The organism is Achromobacter sp. 1012554356, assembly GCF_059760815.1.
Genome location: NZ_JCBANC010000006.1, coordinates 25,657 through 43,997, shown reverse-complemented (window position 1 = coordinate 43,997; position 18,341 = coordinate 25,657). Strand labels below are relative to the sequence as shown.

Here is an 18,341-nt window from a genome sequence, read left to right as displayed (position 1 = left end):
CCTGCCGCAGCGCTTGACCGACGCCCGCGACCATCAATGCAGTTGGTCCGACCCTTCGGGCTGCAATCCAGACAAGGCATTCCAGTCCGGATCCTTGAACATGCGCAGTTCGATCGGATAGGCCGGATGCCCCGCCAGGCACGTGTTGAACGCTTCCAGGAAGGCTTCGACATTCGGCGTGTAGTAACGCCATTCCTTCTGATGATTGCCGGTCAGGCAAGCCACCTGCACACCCGCGTCCGAATTCTCGAAGCCCTTTTCGATGGCTTCTTCAAACGCGTTGGTGCGCTGCTTGTCTTCGTCATTCGGCATGCCGGTCTCGATGCCCTGATACGCCCAGGTGATGATGATCAGGTTGTCGTTGACCTGGCGATCGGACTCGGGCGGCAGCCCGGTACGAAAACGAATGACAACCGGAAGACCGTTGATCCGGGCTTCGCCGACCGCCCACATATCGTCTGGGAAAATGCTGCTCATTGCGTGAACTCCTGCTGATTCAATGCCAAACAAGCCGGGAGTCTATCGCAACGAATCGCGCGCCGCCGCGCGGCCAGCCTGAATTCAGCACCAATGCGATCTCCTTGATCTGTGTGGATATTCAAGTCACCAAGCTGGACACGCTGCGGTTGGCGCGCATCTGGGCAGAGCGGGATAAAGAACCCGAGATGCTGTCCCGGGTTGGCAGCTTCTACAACTTTGGCTATTCGCACGTCGAAAAAAGGATGCTGTAGCCCGGGCGAGATTGTTCCGGTCGACTACGCCCGGGCGCGTTCGCTCGTGCATGGCCGGCAAGCGGATCTGCTCGCGGAAGGGATGTCAGCCGCCACGCTTGACCTCTTCCAGGAGGTTGTTTGCCTCGTCCTCCAGCACGCCGAGCACCTTCATGAAGCTGGCGTACTCGTCTTCAGTCAAGCGGCCTCGTAGCCGCGCTTCCCGTTCCAGGGAATGAGGCAGGCCGAGCCGGAGCTGCTCGATCCCATCCGGCGTCAAGGTAAGGATCTGCTTGCGGCGGTCATCCGGATCGTTCGACATGGTCAGCAAGCCTTTCTCGGCCAGCTCCATCGTGACCCGGCTGACCTGGCTGTGGTCGAAGCTGGCCATCCGTGCGATTGCCCCGGACGCGGACGAACCTCCTAGCCGGCTCAACACCACCAGCACGCGCCACTGGCGGCTTGTCAGATCCAGATTCGCGCGAACCGACGCATCAACCAGGCGCGAGAGCGTTTGCGCCAGGACGGAAACGCGATAGGTGATGAGCACCTCGGGCCGGTGCGAATCCACGTCCTTTTTGGACGCCGGCTTACGCTTCGGTCCGGAAGCGGGTAGGGTTTTCCTTGCTATATCATTATTTGCCATAGCACATAGTCTACGTTAGGATGGATCAAGGCTGAACGGTGGTTGCATTCTAAAGGGCCGCGTTGCCGCGCACGTGCAAGTCGGCGCGCCCGCATCGTTCATGCCAGCCGCCCGCCCATCAACAGCTTCTGCCCGATTCTATGGAACGCAATTCGACTACCCCACCCAATAGCGCTTCGGCGGGCCCGCTGTCCGGCGTACGGGTCGTGGATCTTTCACGGCTGGTTGCGGGAAACATGCTGTCCATGCAACTGGCAGATTTCGGCGCCGACGTCATCAAAGTGGAGTCCGCACGCGAAGGCGATACGTTGCGACATTGGCGTGAAGATCTGGGCGATGGCGCCTTCCTGGACGCCTGGTGGCAGGTGTATGGCCGCAACAAGAAGAGCCTCGCCTTGGACCTGCGTGATCATGAGGCCATCGAATTGTTGCGCAGGCTTGTGGCAGGCGCGCAGGTGCTGATCGAGAGCTTCCGGCCCGGTACCTTGGAGGCCATGGGACTGGCGCCGGCGTCGTTGCACGACATCAACCGTCAGCTCGTGATCGTGCGCATTTCCGGTTGGGGCCAGACGGGGCCGTATCGGGATCTGCCGGGATTCGGCAGCCTGCTCGAAGGTTTTTGCGGGTTTGCGCATAAGCACGCTGTCGATGGCGTTCCCCAGCTGCCCAACCTGGCGCTGGCCGACATGGTGGCCGGCCTGGCTGGCGCGTTTGCGACCGTGGCGGCGGTCCGCGAGGTCGAAGTAAAAGGCGGGCAGGGGCAGGTGGTGGACCTCTCCCTGCTTGAGCCGATGCTTGCCATCATGGGTCCCGACGTCACCACATATTCGGCTACCGGCCGGGTGACGGGACCTTCCGTGAAAATCGCGTCTCCCCGCGGGGTGTATCAGTGCAAGGACGGCGGTTGGGTGGCGTTGTCGGGATCCACGGACGCCATGGCTCGCCGGGTGCTGGAGGCCATCGGCCGCGGCGATCTCGCCGGGCAGGCGCGCTTCGCCACCAATGCCGCGCGCCTCGCCAATGATGCAGAGCTCGATGCCCTCATCGCCGATGCCATCGCCAAATTTGACCGCGACGAATGCCTGGCGCATCTGCGCGCTCAAGGCGTGACTGCGGGGCCGATTCATGACGCCGCCGCGCTTGCTGCCGATCCCCACGTGGTCGATCGCGCCTGCTACGTGACGCCATCTCAAGCCGGCGGCACGTTCATGCAGAACGTCATGCCGCGCCTTGTCAACACGCCCGGCCAGATCAGGCATGCCGCACCGCTGTTGGGACAGCACTCGGCGCAAGTCCTGCGGGAGGCGGGCTTGGACGACGCGCATATCGAAGAACTCTCAGCGCGCGGAGCAATCAAGTGCAACTGAATGACGTGCGTTCCCTGCTATTCGTTCCCGCCACCTCGGAGCATCTGTGGGCCAAGGCGGCGGCGCGCGGCGCCGATGCGATCATCATTGATCTCGAAGATGGCGTCCCCGGCGCGCTGAAAGGCGAGGCGCGCGTCATGGCCCGGCGCGCCATCGAGGCGCTGGCCGACGTGATTCCCGTAATGGTTCGCGTGAATGCGTCCAGGGATCTGTTTGCGCTGGACATTGACGCACTGCCGCTATCGCGGTTGCACGGCATATTGCTGCCAAAGGTCGAGTCGCCGGAAGACGTGCAGGCGCTTGCGGCATGTATCGATGGGCGTCAGGCGCCGGATGCTGCCGGCCTTCCCATCGCCGCCCTCATTGAAACGCCGCTGGGCGTGATGCAGGCGCAACGCATCGCCACGTCGCACCCCAGGGTGGCGGCGCTGGGGTTCGGCGCCGAGGACTACGCAACCGAGATGGGCGTGCCAGCGGATCCGCAGTCCCTCTTGTGGGCGGCGCAGGCCGTGACGTGTTGCGCACGCGCATACCGGCTGGCGTGCTGGGGCCTGCCCGGCAGCATCGCGGAAATCAACGACATGGCGGCGTTCGCCAGTCTGATCCGGCTTGCGCGCAATGTCGGCTTCAGTGGCACAGCCTGCATACATCCCCGGCAAGTGCCTGTGGCCAACGTTGGGTTTGGCCCGTCCGAGGATGAACTCGCTTGGGCGCGCAGGGTGCTCTCGGCAGATGACGAGGCCAATGCCCAAGGGCTTGCGGTGGTGACGCTGGACGGTCGAATGATCGATCGCCCCATCGTCGAGCGCGCGCGGCGCTGGCTGCGTTCCTAGCACCAACGAGAGATGCCGTGATTCCAACAACCTGTGTTCTCGTGACCGCGCGCTTCTTTGATGACAAGGCGGCGGACATCCTGCGCGATGCGGGTCTGCAAGTGCTTACGGGCGGCATTGCGCCTGACGCGGTCGATTCGGTGATCACGGGCGATATGCACGATGCGCTCGCACGTTGCCGCGCCTGGATCATGGGAATCCCCCCGGTTTCGTCGGACCTCCTGGCGCGCTACCCCAAACTGCAAGTGCTCGCGCGGCGGGGCGTTGGGTACGACACGATCGATGCCGCCGCCGTGAAGGCGCACCGCAGGCTACTGACCATCACACCCGGCAGCAATGAAGCGACCGTGGCCGACCACGCTGTCGGATTGATGCTCGCCGTGGGGCGACGCTACGTCGAGTCGCACCGGCGCATGCAGTCCGGCGAGAAGGGCGTTCTCGTGGGGACGGAGCTGTCGGGAAAGACGGTTGGATTGATCGGCATGGGGCGTATCGCGCGGCTGGTGGCACGCAGGCTGGCAGGGTTCGACGTGCGCGTCATCGCGCATGACCCCTACCTGCGTCAAGATGAAGCGGACCTGCACGGCGTGCAACTGGCTACGCTGGATACTGTCCTGGCAAACAGCGACTTCATCAGCCTGCACGCCCCGCTGACCGATTCCACCCGGCACCTGATCAACGAGCACGCCCTGGTCCGCATGAAGCCCGACGCGATACTCATCAACACCGCACGCGGCGAACTGGTCGAGGATGGGGCATTGTTGGCGGCGCTACGGCGCGGAAGGCTTGCTGGCGCGGGGCTCGATGTCATCGGATCGGAACGTGACGCGTCGCTTGAGGCGGTCACCCGCGAGTTGCTGGCGCTGCCGAATGTCATTTGCACGCAGCACACCGGCGGCTCGAGCCGTGAAGGACTGGCGCGCGCCAACAGACGCGCCGCGCAGTGCGTGGTGGCTGCGCTCCAAGGCCAGCCGCTGCCCCCGGACGTCATCGTCGTCGATGGAAGATCGCCATAGCGCCACGATTCTTACCACCCCCAAAAAAAACCACCAGGAGACAAACCATGAAGACCTCGGCCGCCACCCGGCGCCGCCTGCTCTGCCTCGCCCTTGCGAGTCTGGCGGGTGCGCACCTTCCCGTCCTCGCCCAAGGCGCCTTTCCGGAGCGCCCCATCACCCTGATTGTGGGCTGGGCCGCGGGAGGATCCGCGGACGTGCTTGCCAGGCTTGTCGCCGCCGAAATGGCGGCGACATTGAAGCAGGCGGTCATCGTTGACAACCGCCCGGGCGCGGGCAGCAACATTGCGTCCAAGCTCGTCGCCGAAGCCAAGCCCGACGGCTACACGATCATGCTCGCCACTTCCGCGTCCCATGGCTTCAATTCCGCGCTGTTCTCCAAGCTGCCCTACCGGCCGATCGAGGACTTCGCGCCAATCGGCCAGATCAACACATCCCCGGGCACGCTGCTGGTCCCGAATGACTCGCCGTTCAAATCGGTCCCGGACATCATCGCGGCGGCCAAGGCGCAGCCTGGAAAGCTGAACTATGGATCCGGCGGCTCGGGCTCGTCCCAGCATCTGGCCGCGGCCCAGTTCATCAAGCTCACCGGCCTCGATATCACGCATATTCCGTTCAAGGGTTCCGGCCCGATGCTGGTCGATCTGATGGCCGGCCGCATGGACTTTGCCATTACGACAGGGCCTGTTCCGTACGTGCGAAGCGGCAAGCTGCGCGCAGTGGCCGTGGCGGCAAGGGAGCGCCATCCCGCCATGCCGGATGTTCCGACCTTTGAAGAAGAGGGCACGAAGCTCTACACGGATAACTGGTACGGTCTTGTCGCCCCGGCGGGCACGCCGAAGCCGGTGCTGGAAACGTTGAATGCGGCCTTGAACAAGGCAATCGCCAAGCCCGAGATGCAGAAGCAGTTCGTCGAGCAGGGCGCGTTTCCCGGAAAACCGAATACGCCGGACGAGTTCTGGGCGTTCGTGAAAGAGCAGATGCCGGCGGCGGCGGAGCTGGTGCGGCAGTCGGGCGCAAAGGTCGATTGATCCAGCGCGACCCCGGTTGAAGCGGCCGCGCATGCGGCCATTTTCCCGCCTTAACGCAAACGCCAGCCCGTTGAAAACTCGCAGCAGCTTTCCGCCAATTCCGCCACGCTCTCGCAAAACGCCACATCCGCATCCCGGCGGAACATCGCGCTGTACACCGACTGAGGCGGCGCGACCGTGGTGCGCGCGATGACGAGTTGCCGCGCGCTGACCATGTCCGCGAAGTAGTCGCGTGGCAGGCAGCTCACGCCGAACCCGGCGGCGGTCAAACCGGCCATCGCGATGAGACTGTTGATCGTGAAGATGTTGCTCGCCGCCGTGTGCGGGCGCAGCCAGCCGTCGTAGATCATGTTCAGCCCGGACTCGCGGCTCTGGCGCAGCAGCGGCAGCCGGGCAATTTCGGCCGGCGTGTAGATGCGGCTGGCGTCGATCAGGTCGGGACTGCCCATCCAGGCAAATTCCAGGCGCTGCAGCGCGACGACCTGCAAATTCGGTTCGGCGAACTCACCGTGAAGAAAGGCCATGTCCAGTTGCCCGGCCTGCAGACGCTTGAGCAGATCGGCGCCCAGGTCGATGTGCGGTTCCAGCGTGATGCGCGGATAGTGCACGCGCAGCAGACGGATGAGGGCGGGCAGCCACGTCATCGCGGTGATCTCGGTGATGCCGAACCGGAAGGTGCCCGTCAGCGTGTGCTGGCCCTTCAGGCGAGCCAGCAAGCGGTCGCGGTGACCCAGCATCTGCTCGGCCAAGGCGTAGATCTCATGCCCCCGCGCCGTCAGCTCGGCCCGGTGGCCTGACCGGTCGAAGAGGGCGATGTCGAAGTCGGCTTCGAGTTCCTGGATGCGCTTGGTGATGGCCGATTGCGTGGTGTGCAGCTTCTGCGCCGAGGCAGAAAAAGTCCCCAGCCGCACGGTCCAGTAAAGCGCTTCGATCTGTTTGAAAGTCAGCATGCGGGCGTGCAGCAGGGCATGAGGTTCATTCCGAAAGTTCCGATAGGGGGTAACCCCTATATTCTAAGAAGTGATGAAGTTCGCTGAAATTTAATCCCTTTTTCGGAATCGCAAAAGCTCGCACCATTCGGTCTGATTCATTACCGGCCGCCCCGCCTCGCTAGCGACAGCGCGAAATACGGAGCGTCCTTCGACTTAGGACAAGCAGACCGACATGGCTTCCATTTCCACCGGCGCGCGCCAATTGCCCGCACCTCCCGTTGCGCCCGCTTCCATACGCGAAGCGCTTGCAGGCATCGTCACCCCGCACCTCAGCGACAACCTTGCACGCCGCGAAGGCATCTGCGGACTGCGCCGCTACAACGGAAGCGGCAAGCTGGTCGGCACCGCGTTGACGGTCAAGACCCGCCCCGGCGACAACCTGCTGATCTACAAGGCCATGATGCAGATCCAGCCGGGCCACGTACTGGTGGTGGACGCCGGCGGCGATCTGTCCAATGCCGTGCTCGGCGAAATCATGAAGCGCTATCTGCAGGTTCATGGCTGCGCGGGCGTCGTGGTGGACGGCGCGATCCGTGACGTTGCTGCCTTCGAAGCCGACAGCTTCCCTTGCTATGCGCGCGGCCACATCCACCGCGGCCCCTACAAGGACGGCCCCGGCGAGGTCAACGTCCCGGTCTCGATCGGCGGGCAAGTCGTCAACCCGGGGGACATCCTGGTGGGCGACGAGGACGGGCTGGTCAGCTTCGCGGCGTCGGACGCCGAGGCCCTGATCGCCGCCGCCCGTGCGCATGCCGACAAGGAAGCGCGCATCATGGCGGAAATCGCCACCGGCGAGAAAAGCCAGAGCTGGATGCAGGCTGCGTTTGCCGCGCGGGGGCTCGCATGAGCGCCGTAACCGCGGATTTCCTGGCCGGACGCACCCGCGCCATCAAACCGTCGCCCAGCATGGTGGCCAAGAGCCGGGTCGACCAACTGCGCGCCCAGGGCCGCGACATCGTGGACTTCACGGTGGGCGAGCCCGACCTGCCCACGCCGGGCCATATTGTCCAGGCAGGCATAGACGCGCTCAACAGCGGCGATATCCGCTATACGGCTTCTGTCGGCGCCAAGCCGCTGCTTGACGCCGTGCGCGCCAAATTTCAGCGCGAGAACGGCCTGGAGTACGGCACGGACGAACTCATCATCGGCGTGGGCGCCAAGCAGCTGATCTTCACCGCGCTGGCCGCCACCGTGCAGGCCGGCGACGAGGTGATCATTCCGGCGCCGTACTGGGTCTCCTATCCCGACATGGTCTTGGTCAATGACGGCACGCCGGTCGTGGTGATCTGTCCCGAGTCGGACGGCTTCAAGCTGACCCCGGCCGCCTTGGAGCGCGCCATCACGCCGCGCACGAAGTGGGTCTTGCTGAACACGCCCAGCAACCCCACCGGCGCCATGTACAGCGCGGACGAGTTGCGCGCGTTGGCGCAGGTGCTGGCACGGCATCAGCATGTTTGGCTTCTGACCGACGAGATCTACGAACACCTGTCCTATGGCGGCGCGCGGCATGTGTCGCCCGCGGCAGTGGTACCGGAGCTGGCCGCGCGCACGCTGACCATCAACGGCGTCTCGAAAGCCTACGCGATGACGGGCTGGCGTCTGGGTTACGCGGGCGGCCCGAAGGCGCTGATCAAGGCCATGGCCACGCTGATCTCGCAAAGCACGAGCTGCGTCAGCGCGATCAGCCAATCGGCCGCGCGCGTCGCGCTGACCGCCGATCAGCAGTGCGTTCATGACGCCAACGCGTTGTTCCATGATCGGCGCGACCGCATCGTGGCGCTGCTGAACGCGGTGCCTGGCATCCGTTGCCCGGTGCCGGAGGGCGCGTTCTACGTCTATCCCTCAGTCGAAGGCTTGATGGGAAAGACCACGCCTGCCGGCCACAAGCTGGGCAGCGATCTCGACGTTGTGATGTACCTGCTGGACGAGGCTGGCGTGGCCTGCCTGGACGGCACGGCGTACGGCTTGTCGCCGTATCTGCGGCTGAGCTTCGCGACGTCGATGGAAAACATCGAAGAGGGTTGCCGCCGGATCAGCGACGCGTGCGCGCGGCTGGCCTGACACCGGCTTTTTTGCAGCATCCATACCTACATATCAAGGGAATTCCATGAAGACGTTCATCTCCTCCTTCGTCGCCATCGTTGGCCTGGCCGCGACGCTTGCTCCCGCTGCCAATGCCGACACGCTTCAGGACATCAAGGCACGCGGCAAATTCATCTGCGGCACCATGGGCACGGCCGAGCCGTTCAGCTTCCAGGATCCGAAGACCCGCGGCATCGTCGGCTATGAAGTCGACGTGTGCCAGGCGCTGGCCGACAGCCTGGGCGTGCCGCTCGAGCTCAAGCTGATCGCCGTCGAAGCACGTATCCCCGAACTGATCGCCGGCCGCGTCGACGTGGTGGCAGCCAATCTGGGCTGGACGCCGGAGCGCGCCAAGCAGATCGATTACTCGCACCAGCATTTCGTCAGCCCGCAGAAGATCCTGTCGCGTGAATCGGACAAGGATCTGAAAGCGCCCGCCGATCTCGCCGGCAAGCGGGTCAGCGCCGTGCGCGGATCGTCGTCGGAGCAGGGCGCGCGCAAGAACATCCCGAACGTCGAACCCGTCACTTTCAAGGATCCCAGCGGCGCGTTCCTGGCGTTGCAGCAGGGCAAGGTGAGCGGCTTCGTCGGTTCGGAACTGATGCTGGTCAAGCTGCAGAACCAGGCCGCCTCGAGCGCCGTGCCGGTCAAGATCCTGGAGCCCGCGCTGTTCATCGAACCGTGGGGCGTCGGCGTGCGCAAGGGCGACACGGCGATGCTGAATCAGGTGAACAAGGTGCTGGACGGTATGGAGGCTTCCGGACAGGCCGCTAAGACCTTCGATAAGTGGTTCGGCACCGGCACCCAGTTCAACATCAAGCGCGACTTCCATATCGAAGCCATCAAGGGTTGATGCGCCGCGCGCGCTGGAGCCTGGTTCGATGCATTACATCTTCGACTTCGGCGCCATTTTTCAAGGCGAGTACCCGGACTGGCTGCTCAGGGGGTTGATCACCACCTTGGCGCTGGCCGGGCTTTCCTGGATTCTGGCGTTCTTCGTGGGCAGCCTGCTGGCGGTGATCCGCCTGACGGGCTCGCCCGTTGCCAATGGTTTGATCGCGACGTATGTCGCGTTCCACCGCAACGTGCCCATGCTGGTGCACATCATGTTCTGGTATTTCGGCGTCCCCGCGCTGCTGCCGGCCCCTGTCACGGACTGGCTCAACAGTCATGGCAGCGAGTTCATCCTTTCCTGCATCGCTATCGGGCTGGTGATGTCGGCCTACGTCTGTGAAGATCTGCGCAGCGCGGTGCGCGGTATCCCGCCCGGGCAGGTCGAGGCCGCGCGGGCGTTGGGCCTGAGTTTCCTGAAGACCATGCGCAAGGTGGTGCTTCCGCAGGCCTTCCGCATTGCGATCCCGCCGTTGCTCAACCAGACCTTGCTGCTGCTCAAGAACACCAGCCTGGCGATGGCCATCGGCGTCACCGAGCTGACGGCGGCCGGGCGCGAGATCGAGAACAACACGTTTCGCACGTTCGAGGCCTATGCGGCGGTGACGGCCATCTATCTCGTGCTCTCGTTCCTGATCATGGGCGGCGGCGCGATCCTGCAACGACGCTACCGTCCGCTGGGAGTGCGCTGACCATGTGGGACATCCTCAAAGACAATTGGCTGCTGCTTCTGATCGGCCAGTATCCGCATGGTCCGATCGGCGGACTGGCCGCCACCCTGGGTCTGGCTGCCATCAGCCTCGCCCTGGCGCTACCCTGCGGCGTGCTGCTGGCGCTGGGGCGAATCAGCCCATACCGGATCTTCTACTGGCCCTCGTCGGCCGTGGTCTACCTGGTTCGCGGCCTGCCGCTGCTGATGTTCATCTTCTGGGCCTACTTCTTCGTGCCCATCATCATCGGCCGCCCCGTCGCCGGCACAACCACGATGGTGGTGGCGCTGGTCTGCTACGAAAGCGCCTATCTGGCCGAAATCATCCGCGCCGGCATCCAGGCGTTGCCGCCAGGGCAGCAGGAAGCCAGCCGGGCGCTGGGCCTGTCCTACATGCAGACCATGCGTCGCGTCATCCTGCCGCAGGCGCTCTACAACATGCTGCCCAGCATGCTGAGCCAGTTTGTCTCCACGGTGAAGGAAACCTCGCTGGCCTATGTGATCAGCGTGCAGGAGCTGACCTACGCCGCCAACCAGATCAACAGCGTGTTGCTGACCAAGCCGTTCGAAGTGTTCGGGCTGCTTGCGCTGACCTATTTCGTCCTGAATTTTGGCCTGAGTTCCCTGGTGCACCTGACCGAACGCCGTATTGGCCGACGGCGCGCCGGACTTGCGCCTACCCAGAAAGTGGTGCCGACATGATCCGATTTTCCGAAGTGCAGAAGTGGTATGGCGAATATCAGGCCCTGGCCGACGTGACGGCGCAGGTCGGCAAAGGCGAGGTCGTCGTGGTGTGCGGGCCGTCCGGCTCGGGTAAATCCACGCTGATCCGCACCGTCAACCGGCTGGAGCCCATCCAGAAGGGCGTCATTGAAGTCGACGGCAAGGACATTTACGGCAAGGACGTGCACTTGGACGCGCTGCGCAGCCATATCGGCTTTGTGTTCCAGCAGTTCAATCTCTTTCCGCATCTGTCCGTGATGGACAACCTGATGCTGGCGCCGCTGCAGCTCAAGCGCGCCCGCCGCCCCGAAGCCCGCGAGCGCGCCATGCAACTGTTGGAACGGGTGGGGCTTGCCCACAAGGCGGACGCCTTCCCCGCGCAATTGTCCGGCGGTCAGCAGCAGCGCGTGGCCATTGCCCGCGCGCTGGCCATGAGCCCGCCCGTCATGCTGTTCGACGAACCGACCAGCGCCCTGGACCCGGAAATGGTCGGCGAGGTCCTGCAAGTGATGAAGGGCCTGGCCAAGGACGGCATGACCATGGTGTGTGTCACGCACGAGATGGGTTTCGCCCGGGAAGTCGCGGATCGCGTGTGGTTCATGGACGCCGGGCGCATTGTGGAAACCGGAACGCCGGACGCGTTCTTCAACAGGCCGCAGACTGCCCGCGCGCAGAAGTTTCTGGCGGAAATCCGCCATTGAAACCGGGGCTGCCGCGCGGCAGCCCTACTATCGCCCGACCGCCAGCCGCAAGGCGACCACCAACCGGCCGAGGTGTCTTCCGTCACTGTAAAAACGATGGTGTCGTTTTTTATTCGGCGCAGTATATTCATCTGCAGAATCAGCATCTTTGAGACTATTGGGACGATCACCCGCAAGGGGTAGTTGTCGCATCAATCATGGTGCGCTGCGCCTGGCGCCTGACCAGAACAAGTCCCATGTGACGAATCGCAATTCGGCACTTGCCGCTCTTTAGGAGCTGCGCAAGAGGCATCTTCATTGACCGTTGTCTTATGCATCGGAGGCCGCAATGAATATCCGCGATACGTCTCATCTACCCCGCCTTTTCCCGTTTGAGTTGGTTTCGTGCTTCGCGCTGGGCCCGCGAAACACGCTGCTCGTCTACGGCTGTTCGAACTTGTACCCCTGAACTGCATGACACGGAGCTTTCCACCTTTGGAAGCCTGAAAGCCGGGCTGGTGCTGGTGTCCGCCAAACGGGACATGAGCGCTGGCGACCCGGGCGATGTGGACCTGGAGATTCTCATGAACAAGTCGATTTTCCCTTGTATGGCGATCGTGCTCTCAGGCGTCTGCCTGTCAACGACCGCCCAGACCGTTACGCCGCTCAAAGGTCAGACTCCCGAACTGACCCAGCAGGACATCGCCGCGTGCCAGGCGCAGTCGGCCAACACGACGAGCGCGGCGGGCGCCGACACGCCGTCGGCGGGCGGACGAGCCCGCGGCGCCGCAGCCGGTGCCGCAGCGGGCGCTGCCGTCGCGGGCGCGCGTGGCCGCCAGCACGAAGAGGTGTATGACCGCATGGATGACGACACCAAGCAGGCGTACCGACAGAACCAGGCGAAGGACGCCGCCGCAGCGGGCATGGTGGTGGGCGGGTCGCGCCAACGCCAGGACCGGCGTCAGGATCGCGCGGACCAGGCGCAGCAGACTACGAACGCATCGTCGGCCTATGCCGCTTGCATGCAGCAGCGCGGCTATCAGGTCGCACCCTGAACGCGCATGGTCATACCGTAGCGATCGCGTGGCCCGCGCGTCCTTCCCGGCGCCGGTTTTCCCCTTGCTTTCTTCATGTCTTGCCTAGTTTCCCGTGCGACACACCACAAAAGGAGAACGTCATGTCTCATAAATATTCTGCCGTCTGCCGGACAGGTATGGCCCTCTTCACCATCGTTGCGGCTGGCCTTGTTTTTGGCGGCTGTACCACGACGCCGCCGTCCAAGCCGTCCGCCGCGCCGAAAACCGATACGCGGGAAGCGTTGAACAACGCGGCCAACGCGACCCTGTCCAAGCTTTACGAAGCCGCACCGTCGTCCAGGGAACTGGTCGCTCGTGCCAGGGGCGTGCTGATTTTCCCGGATGTGCTCAGCGGAAGTTTCATTGTCGGCGCCGAGCATGGCAAAGGTGTGCTGCGCGTGGGGCAGTCGGCGGTAGGCTACTACCACACCACATCCGGGTCGATCGGCTTTCAAGCGGGTGCGCAATCGAAGGCCATGGTCCTGCTGTTCATGACGGATGACGCCTTGAACAAGTTTCGCAACAGCAGCGGCTGGACCGTTGGCGCCGATGCCACGGTGGCGATCGTCAATATTGGCGCTAACGGACGCATCGACACGAACACCGCGAAGCAGCCGATTGTTGGCTTCGTGATGAACAACGGAGGCCTGATGGCAGGCGTATCGCTCGAGGGCACGAAGATCTCGAAGTACGAGCCCTGACGGCGGAATGGGTCCACCCGCGGGACGCGGCCGGGCGCGCTGCAAGCCCCCTGCGTCCCGCGTTACTATCGCGAGACCACCAGCCGCAAGGAAGGGAATGAATCAGCAGTCGCGCACGCCCAAACGCCGCCGAATTCCGCGCAAGGTCTGGGCCTTGGGTCTGGCGATCGTCGCAGCCGTGGGGTTTTATGCCTGGAAGGAATCCCCGCTGGGCCCAGGCCTGACCGAAAGCAAGATACACAACATCCTGGTCGACGCCATGGCGACGCCCACCAATGCGCCAGGCAGCGCCTGCGTCAACGTGGTGGGTGTGCGGCCCTTGCCGACCGATGTCTACACTGTCTTTCTGCAAGAGCAGGACAAAATCGTGCAAGCGCTGATCAAGCACGAACTCATCACGGTCAAGCGCGTCAGCGCCGATGGCGACGGTTCACCTCCAAAACCGGATGAGGATCCCGACGACGCCACTAGCCACATGGCGCTGACCGAAAAGGGCCGCGCGTACTATACCGACGGCCAAGCCCTCTTCGGTTCCAAACTGCTCTACACCGCGAAGTTCTGCGCCCCTGGCCTGCAGGTCGGCAAGATTCTTAACTACACCAAGCCGGGCAAGAATCCGTTCGACGAAAACCCCAACGCGGTGTCGGCGGTGAAGTTCGAATGGCGGCTGGATCGCGCCACCGCGGATTGGGCGGCGGACCCCGCGTTCTATCCTCAGATAAGCGGCTTTCCCTCGAAGGATCAGCCGGACGAGTGGGAAACCCGGCACATCATGCTGGAACGGAAAGACGGCGTGTGGGGGCTGGGGGACAGGCCGTATACGATCCGCTGGTAGGGCCGACGGCTGCCAAGAGTTGAGCGGTCTTCCCGAAACCGCCTACACGCCGTTGCCGAACTTGTCCCGGTAAGCGGTCGGACTCGTCAGTACGATGCGCCGGAAGTGCCTGCGCATGGACTCTTCCGAGCCGAACCCGGCCAGTTCGGCAATGCGGCCAATCGGCAAGGGCGTTTTGGCTTCGAGCATGTCCCGGGCGGCCGCCACCCGTTCCCGGACAAGCCATTCATACGGCGCCATGCCCGTCGCGTCATGAAACTGCCGTTGCAGCGTGCGCGGGCTCATGGCGGCGTGCTCTGCCAGTGAGCGCAAGGTGTGCGGCAAAGCGGGATGTCGGCGCATCCAGTCCATCAGCTTGGCCACGCGCCCGCTTTCGTCATGCGGCATGGGGCGCGGCACGAATTGCGCCTGACCACCCTCCCGATGCGGCGCCACCACGAGCCGCTGCGCGACCCGGTTTGCCACGGCTCCCCCGTAATCGCGTCGCACGAGGTGAAGCAACATGTCCAGACCGGCTGCCGAGCCTGCCGACGTGATGATCTGTCCTTCATCGACATACAGCGCATCCGGCTCGACCCGCACTTGCGGGTAGCGTTGCTGCAGCTTTGCGGCGTATCGCCAGTGGGTGGTGACAGTTTTCCCGTCGAGCACCCCCGCCGCCGCCAGCACGAACACACCGGAACAAATCGAGCAGAGCCTCGCGCCCCGCTCGTACGCCTTGCGGAGCTTCTTCAGCAACGGCGATGGCGGCATTTCGTCCGCATCGCGCCAGCCGGGGACCACGATCGTGTCCGCCTGATCGAGCAGCTTGAGGGTGTAGGGCGCGGCAACCGTGATGCCCCCTGCCGCACGCAGCGGGCCGGGCTCGCTTGCGCAGACTGCAAAGCGATACCAATCGACGCCAAGCTCCGGACGCTCGAGCGCAAACAGCTCGGTCACGCAGCCGAATTCGAAAGTACACAGCCGGTCATAGGCCAGCGCGACGACGAGATGTTTGTGCATGGCGTGATGTTACCGGTTAATGGCATTTACGCCACTTATCCGGATCGCGGTGCGACGTCAGAATGAGGCTCCTGGATCGATCTTTCCGGGCGAATCTCTTCCTTAGGCCTATTGTTCAAGGTTCTCTTATGCCGACCACCAATCCCGTCACCGCCATCCCCGCCGCAGACAGCGCATCCGCGCTCGCCCACTTTCGCGCGGAGCTGCAATTCGAGACCGATTGTTCAGATGTCTCCAGCGCGTTCGCTGGCGGAACACCGGGCTTTGTGCTGCTGGACGTGCGTAGCCCTGCGCTGTTCGCGCAGGGCCATGTGCCAGGCGCGGTAAATCTGCCGCATGGAAAAATCGTCGAGTCGAAGTTGGCCAGCTATCCGATGGACACGATTTTCGTGACGTACTGCGCGGGTCCGCATTGCAATGGCGCGACACGGGGCGCAATACGGCTTGCTCAGTTGGGGCGGCCGGTGAAGGTGATGCGCGGCGGTATCACGGGATGGCTCGATGAGCGTTTTCCGCTTGTGGGAAGTGATGACGGGCAGGGCAAATTCTCGCTATCATCCACGACACCATGCTGACCAAAACGATACTCCCCGCCGCCTGCGCCGCTGTGCTGTGCGCACTTTCCCTGTCCGCCGCGGCGGCGACGGAGGTCTCGCCTTCGTTTGACTGCGCCAAGGCACGCACGGGAGCAGAAAAAGCCATCTGCGCCAATCCGCAACTCGCGGCGCTCGATGCAAGCATCGCCAAGCGCTACAACGAAGCGCGCAAATCCCTGGACTCCGCGACGGCCGAAGCGTTGTTGCGCGACCAACGCGATTTCACCAAGGTGCGCGACGACGCCTTCGAGAAGCCGTTCGACAAAAACAAGCCCGTCGAGGAAATCGCGACCCGCATGAAACATCGAGACGCGTTCCTCGCCTCGCTGGACTTGGGCGAACGCAAGGGCTTTACCGGCAGATGGCGCAACATCTCGGGCGAGATCACGCTCTGGAAGAAGCCCGACGGCGACATCCTGTATGAAGGTTCGGCCGACCAGCCTCGCACCGGAAGCTGGTCGTGCAACGTGGAAGCCTCCGGCAAGGCCAAGGGCGAGCGCCTGCAGGTCAAGAGCGTCGACACCAAGGGTTGGGTTCTGAACCTGAAGCGCCAGGGTGATGGGCTGGTCGTCGAGGAGCAGCCGCCCGGCGCGGGTGCATCGGGTCCGCCCTATTGCGGCGCGAATGGAACCTTGGCTGGTATGTACTTCCCGATACGCTGAGCGATAGCGAAATGCGTGCCTGCGGGTAGGGCGTCTGAAAGAAGACTTCAAATGCGGAAATCCGCTGCCATGTCTTCGTCGCTTCTGGCTTCCAGCTTTCCAGAGCGGCACGCACGAATGAAGGCCGTATAGTCCGCTTCATTCTGATCTGCATAAGCCAATGCGTATTTGTTCAGCGCGTCGGAAAAGCCCTCTCCACGCCCCAGATAGGCAGAAATCTCAACGGCCTTCCCGCCGGCTTTGGCGTGGGCTCGCGCCATCGCCCAGCCACAAAAGCGGGAATAGCCCAGGAGCAAGGTATTGCTCATACGCTCGATCTCCGCCGACACCTTCATGTCACGCAACTGCCGGAAATAGAAGTTCCGGCCAGCAGGCCCGGACGTCCAGCCAAGAAAGGCATCACTTGCGCCTTGCAGCAGCCGCTGTCCGACCACCACGCGCTCGCCCTGGTGCTTCTCCCCTGACGCGGGGTAGTAGTCGGCGATCACCGAATTGCGCGCTTCCTTGACTTGCAGGAACAAGGGTTTCCCATGCCCATCGATGAACAGCATCACCAGGCAGAAAGTTCCCACGCTGCCTACACCGACGACCTTGAAGGCGATGTCGTTCAGCGTGTAGTGCCGTAGCAAGGTGCGCTGGTCGGCAGATAGCGTCTCGGTATAAGCCTCGAATGCCTTGGCCAGCTTGCCTCGCCAGGCATGTGTATCGGTCCAGTTGCTGGCGGGGCCGAGCAACGAGGCCGGGCCCGCCGGATGGAACAAGGCGGGCGGGGCATCTTGAATTGTCCAGGCGCCGTCGCGCTGCACGGCCATTTTGCTCAATACGCTGTCGTGGGTACGGGTTCCGGCCTTTGCAATCGTCTTGTCGATGAGTTTGCGCCCCTCGTCCGTTGCTGCACTGTCCCGCAACCGTTCGAACGAAAGGATTTCGTGCCACATTTCGAGGGCGCTGAAGCTGGAGTACTCGCGCATGCGCGCAGCGTATTCGAGGACGGCCGTGTGTATGAAGTCGCTGATCGTGCCTTTTTTAGCGCCCGCATGTTGACCGGCGATCGCCAAGCTCGCCGCAAGGCGCTTTACGTCCCACTCCCATGGACCCGTCGCGGCTTCGTCGAAGTCATTCAGATCGAAGACAAGTTGTCGTTCCGGTGTTGCAAAGCCACCGAAGTTCATCAGATGGGCGTCACCGCAGATCGGAAAGACGATGCCGGAATCGACGGTCCCCGCAAGGTCGTGGGCCTGGAGGATCGCGCTGCCTCGAAAGAAGGTGAACGGCGACACCGCCATGCGCCCATAACGCAATGGAATCAGTGCCTCGACGCGGCCAGCACTATTGGCTTTCAGAAACTCGATGGGATCACGCGCCGTGTTGCCGATCTGCGCATGTTGAGATCGCTTCGCTCGGCGCCGCGCCTGCCGGCCTACCGTTTTCCGCTCCGCCAGGGTTTGGGGTTCAACCATTTTCGCCCTCTGGTATTTAAGGAAATACGTACGAGTGACATGCGGACGGGCAAACCAGCGAGCATCCCGGAAGACGCAATAGACGCTGGCTAGCGATCTGGCAAAGCGGTGCGGCTTGGTTGCTACTTCGAAAGGCTACACAGATTTAAGACGAAATCAATGATGGATTTCTCGTGTCTGGCCAATTATCGCGAAGCCTGGCACGCAGCCTTATCTTGGTGCTTCGGGGGGCTTCCGGGCTCGACCTGGGTTTGCGAACGATTCCGCGAGCGCCAAGTTCGACGACCAGGCCCGGACCATCTCGGCCGGGGGCGGGCTTTGAGGTCGCC

At 63.3% G+C, this 18,341-nt stretch carries 21 protein-coding genes; 16 read left to right on the top strand and 5 right to left on the bottom strand.

The genetic code is table 11. The annotated features are described in order from the left end of the window. Positions 1–33 precede the first annotated feature (33 nt). Positions 34–477 (bottom strand): DUF695 domain-containing protein, encoded by a 444-nt coding sequence (locus AC6LJW_RS04265; RefSeq protein ID WP_498086575.1) that lies wholly within the window; start codon positions 475–477, stop codon positions 34–36. Between AC6LJW_RS04265 and AC6LJW_RS04260 the strand changes: the two genes are divergently transcribed. Continuing rightward, entirely contained in the window at positions 477–731 is a 255-nt protein-coding gene (locus AC6LJW_RS04260) for a hypothetical protein (RefSeq protein WP_056563962.1), read from the top strand. The two genes, AC6LJW_RS04265 and AC6LJW_RS04260, sit on opposite strands and share 1 nt — an antisense overlap. A gap of 85 nt (positions 732–816) precedes the next feature. On the opposite strand, the gene AC6LJW_RS04255 is transcribed toward AC6LJW_RS04260, so the two are convergent. Continuing rightward, complete coding sequence (locus AC6LJW_RS04255; protein ID WP_498086574.1) at positions 817–1,281, bottom strand: MarR family winged helix-turn-helix transcriptional regulator; 465 nt, start codon at positions 1,279–1,281, stop codon at positions 817–819. Between the two features lie 215 nt (positions 1,282–1,496). Between AC6LJW_RS04255 and AC6LJW_RS04250 the strand changes: the two genes are divergently transcribed. The 4 genes from AC6LJW_RS04250 to AC6LJW_RS04235 are packed head-to-tail and all read left to right on the top strand — an operon-like array spanning position 1,497 to position 5,603. Next, positions 1,497–2,723, top strand: coding sequence for a CaiB/BaiF CoA transferase family protein (locus tag AC6LJW_RS04250; protein ID WP_498086573.1), 1,227 nt, complete (start codon positions 1,497–1,499; stop codon positions 2,721–2,723). After that, a complete protein-coding gene (locus AC6LJW_RS04245; RefSeq protein WP_498086572.1) occupies positions 2,714–3,556 on the top strand; it encodes an HpcH/HpaI aldolase/citrate lyase family protein in 843 nt (280 codons plus the stop codon). Before AC6LJW_RS04250 ends, AC6LJW_RS04245 begins: the two co-directional genes overlap by 10 nt. Before the next feature lie 17 nt (positions 3,557–3,573). Beyond that, a complete protein-coding gene (locus AC6LJW_RS04240; protein ID WP_498086571.1) occupies positions 3,574–4,572 on the top strand; it encodes a phosphoglycerate dehydrogenase in 999 nt (332 codons plus the stop codon). 47 nt (positions 4,573–4,619) lie between these two features. Next, entirely contained in the window at positions 4,620–5,603 is a 984-nt protein-coding gene (locus AC6LJW_RS04235) for a Bug family tripartite tricarboxylate transporter substrate binding protein (RefSeq protein WP_056563949.1), read from the top strand. A gap of 50 nt (positions 5,604–5,653) precedes the next feature. Here the strand turns inward: AC6LJW_RS04235 and AC6LJW_RS04230 are convergent, their stop codons facing one another. Next, the gene (locus AC6LJW_RS04230; RefSeq protein ID WP_056563946.1) at positions 5,654–6,553 is read right to left on the bottom strand and encodes a LysR family transcriptional regulator; all 900 of its coding nucleotides are present in this window, start codon (positions 6,551–6,553) and stop codon (positions 5,654–5,656) included. Between the two features lie 214 nt (positions 6,554–6,767). Between AC6LJW_RS04230 and AC6LJW_RS04225 the strand changes: the two genes are divergently transcribed. The 9 genes from AC6LJW_RS04225 to AC6LJW_RS04185 all read left to right on the top strand — a co-directional run bounded on the left by AC6LJW_RS04225 (position 6,768) and on the right by AC6LJW_RS04185 (position 14,292). Then, complete coding sequence (locus AC6LJW_RS04225; protein WP_498086570.1) at positions 6,768–7,442, top strand: RraA family protein; 675 nt, start codon at positions 6,768–6,770, stop codon at positions 7,440–7,442. Next, on the top strand, positions 7,439–8,656 hold the full coding sequence (locus AC6LJW_RS04220; RefSeq protein ID WP_498086569.1) for an aminotransferase class I/II-fold pyridoxal phosphate-dependent enzyme: 1,218 nt from the start codon (positions 7,439–7,441) through the stop codon (positions 8,654–8,656). Before AC6LJW_RS04225 ends, AC6LJW_RS04220 begins: the two co-directional genes overlap by 4 nt. 46 nt (positions 8,657–8,702) lie before the next feature. Then, positions 8,703–9,530, top strand: coding sequence for an ABC transporter substrate-binding protein (locus tag AC6LJW_RS04215; RefSeq protein ID WP_056563939.1), 828 nt, complete (start codon positions 8,703–8,705; stop codon positions 9,528–9,530). A gap of 28 nt (positions 9,531–9,558) precedes the next feature. Next, positions 9,559–10,260 carry an amino acid ABC transporter permease gene (locus AC6LJW_RS04210; RefSeq protein WP_400524174.1) on the top strand — a complete coding sequence of 234 codons (702 nt, stop codon included), beginning with the start codon at positions 9,559–9,561 and terminating at the stop codon, positions 10,258–10,260. A 2-nt stretch (positions 10,261–10,262) separates the two neighbouring features. Continuing rightward, positions 10,263–10,979 (top strand): amino acid ABC transporter permease, encoded by a 717-nt coding sequence (locus AC6LJW_RS04205; RefSeq protein ID WP_056563934.1) that lies wholly within the window; start codon positions 10,263–10,265, stop codon positions 10,977–10,979. After that, on the top strand, positions 10,976–11,701 hold the full coding sequence (locus AC6LJW_RS04200) for an amino acid ABC transporter ATP-binding protein (RefSeq protein ID WP_427987548.1): 726 nt from the start codon (positions 10,976–10,978) through the stop codon (positions 11,699–11,701). Before AC6LJW_RS04205 ends, AC6LJW_RS04200 begins: the two co-directional genes overlap by 4 nt. 563 nt (positions 11,702–12,264) lie before the next feature. Further along, on the top strand, positions 12,265–12,735 hold the full coding sequence (locus AC6LJW_RS04195; RefSeq protein WP_056566826.1) for a YMGG-like glycine zipper-containing protein: 471 nt from the start codon (positions 12,265–12,267) through the stop codon (positions 12,733–12,735). 122 nt (positions 12,736–12,857) lie between these two features. Further along, complete coding sequence (locus AC6LJW_RS04190) at positions 12,858–13,457, top strand: BPSL1445 family SYLF domain-containing lipoprotein (RefSeq protein WP_498086568.1); 600 nt, start codon at positions 12,858–12,860, stop codon at positions 13,455–13,457. Between the two features lie 97 nt (positions 13,458–13,554). Continuing rightward, positions 13,555–14,292: a hypothetical protein gene (locus AC6LJW_RS04185; RefSeq protein ID WP_498086567.1), complete on the top strand. Its 738-nt coding sequence runs from the start codon at positions 13,555–13,557 to the stop codon at positions 14,290–14,292. A 42-nt stretch (positions 14,293–14,334) separates the two neighbouring features. Here the strand turns inward: AC6LJW_RS04185 and ftrA are convergent, their stop codons facing one another. Beyond that, positions 14,335–15,294 (bottom strand): transcriptional regulator FtrA, encoded by a 960-nt coding sequence (gene ftrA / locus AC6LJW_RS04180; protein ID WP_498086566.1) that lies wholly within the window; start codon positions 15,292–15,294, stop codon positions 14,335–14,337. Between the two features lie 128 nt (positions 15,295–15,422). Here ftrA and AC6LJW_RS04175 point away from each other — a divergent pair, with 128 nt between their 5' ends. Both AC6LJW_RS04175 and AC6LJW_RS04170 read left to right on the top strand, forming a co-directional pair. Continuing rightward, positions 15,423–15,869, top strand: coding sequence for a rhodanese-like domain-containing protein (locus AC6LJW_RS04175; RefSeq protein ID WP_427987542.1), 447 nt, complete (start codon positions 15,423–15,425; stop codon positions 15,867–15,869). Continuing rightward, positions 15,863–16,552, top strand: coding sequence for a lysozyme inhibitor LprI family protein (locus tag AC6LJW_RS04170; protein WP_056563919.1), 690 nt, complete (start codon positions 15,863–15,865; stop codon positions 16,550–16,552). Before AC6LJW_RS04175 ends, AC6LJW_RS04170 begins: the two co-directional genes overlap by 7 nt. 47 nt (positions 16,553–16,599) lie before the next feature. Here the strand turns inward: AC6LJW_RS04170 and AC6LJW_RS04165 are convergent, their stop codons facing one another. Further along, a complete protein-coding gene (locus AC6LJW_RS04165; protein WP_498086565.1) occupies positions 16,600–18,012 on the bottom strand; it encodes a DUF2252 domain-containing protein in 1,413 nt (470 codons plus the stop codon). Positions 18,013–18,341: the final 329 nt, after the last annotated feature.

Excerpts from the sequence above, each read along its gene's own strand:
- AC6LJW_RS04265 (WP_498086575.1), bottom strand. The coding sequence starts at position 477 with ATGAGCAGCATTTTCCCAGACGATATGTGGGCGGTCGGCGAAGCCCGG.
- AC6LJW_RS04250 (WP_498086573.1), top strand. The coding sequence starts at position 1,497 with ATGGAACGCAATTCGACTACCCCACCCAATAGCGCTTCGGCGGGCCCG.
- AC6LJW_RS04235 (WP_056563949.1), top strand. The coding sequence starts at position 4,620 with ATGAAGACCTCGGCCGCCACCCGGCGCCGCCTGCTCTGCCTCGCCCTT.
- AC6LJW_RS04230 (WP_056563946.1), bottom strand. The coding sequence starts at position 6,553 with ATGCTGACTTTCAAACAGATCGAAGCGCTTTACTGGACCGTGCGGCTG.
- AC6LJW_RS04225 (WP_498086570.1), top strand. The coding sequence starts at position 6,768 with ATGGCTTCCATTTCCACCGGCGCGCGCCAATTGCCCGCACCTCCCGTT.
- AC6LJW_RS04220 (WP_498086569.1), top strand. The coding sequence starts at position 7,439 with ATGAGCGCCGTAACCGCGGATTTCCTGGCCGGACGCACCCGCGCCATC.
- AC6LJW_RS04215 (WP_056563939.1), top strand. The coding sequence starts at position 8,703 with ATGAAGACGTTCATCTCCTCCTTCGTCGCCATCGTTGGCCTGGCCGCG.
- AC6LJW_RS04210 (WP_400524174.1), top strand. The coding sequence starts at position 9,559 with ATGCATTACATCTTCGACTTCGGCGCCATTTTTCAAGGCGAGTACCCG.
- AC6LJW_RS04205 (WP_056563934.1), top strand. The coding sequence starts at position 10,263 with ATGTGGGACATCCTCAAAGACAATTGGCTGCTGCTTCTGATCGGCCAG.
- AC6LJW_RS04200 (WP_427987548.1), top strand. The coding sequence starts at position 10,976 with ATGATCCGATTTTCCGAAGTGCAGAAGTGGTATGGCGAATATCAGGCC.
- AC6LJW_RS04195 (WP_056566826.1), top strand. The coding sequence starts at position 12,265 with ATGAACAAGTCGATTTTCCCTTGTATGGCGATCGTGCTCTCAGGCGTC.
- AC6LJW_RS04190 (WP_498086568.1), top strand. The coding sequence starts at position 12,858 with ATGTCTCATAAATATTCTGCCGTCTGCCGGACAGGTATGGCCCTCTTC.
- AC6LJW_RS04185 (WP_498086567.1), top strand. The coding sequence starts at position 13,555 with ATGAATCAGCAGTCGCGCACGCCCAAACGCCGCCGAATTCCGCGCAAG.
- ftrA (WP_498086566.1), bottom strand. The coding sequence starts at position 15,294 with ATGCACAAACATCTCGTCGTCGCGCTGGCCTATGACCGGCTGTGTACT.
- AC6LJW_RS04175 (WP_427987542.1), top strand. The coding sequence starts at position 15,423 with ATGCCGACCACCAATCCCGTCACCGCCATCCCCGCCGCAGACAGCGCA.
- AC6LJW_RS04170 (WP_056563919.1), top strand. The coding sequence starts at position 15,863 with ATGCTGACCAAAACGATACTCCCCGCCGCCTGCGCCGCTGTGCTGTGC.
- AC6LJW_RS04165 (WP_498086565.1), bottom strand. The coding sequence starts at position 18,012 with ATGGTTGAACCCCAAACCCTGGCGGAGCGGAAAACGGTAGGCCGGCAG.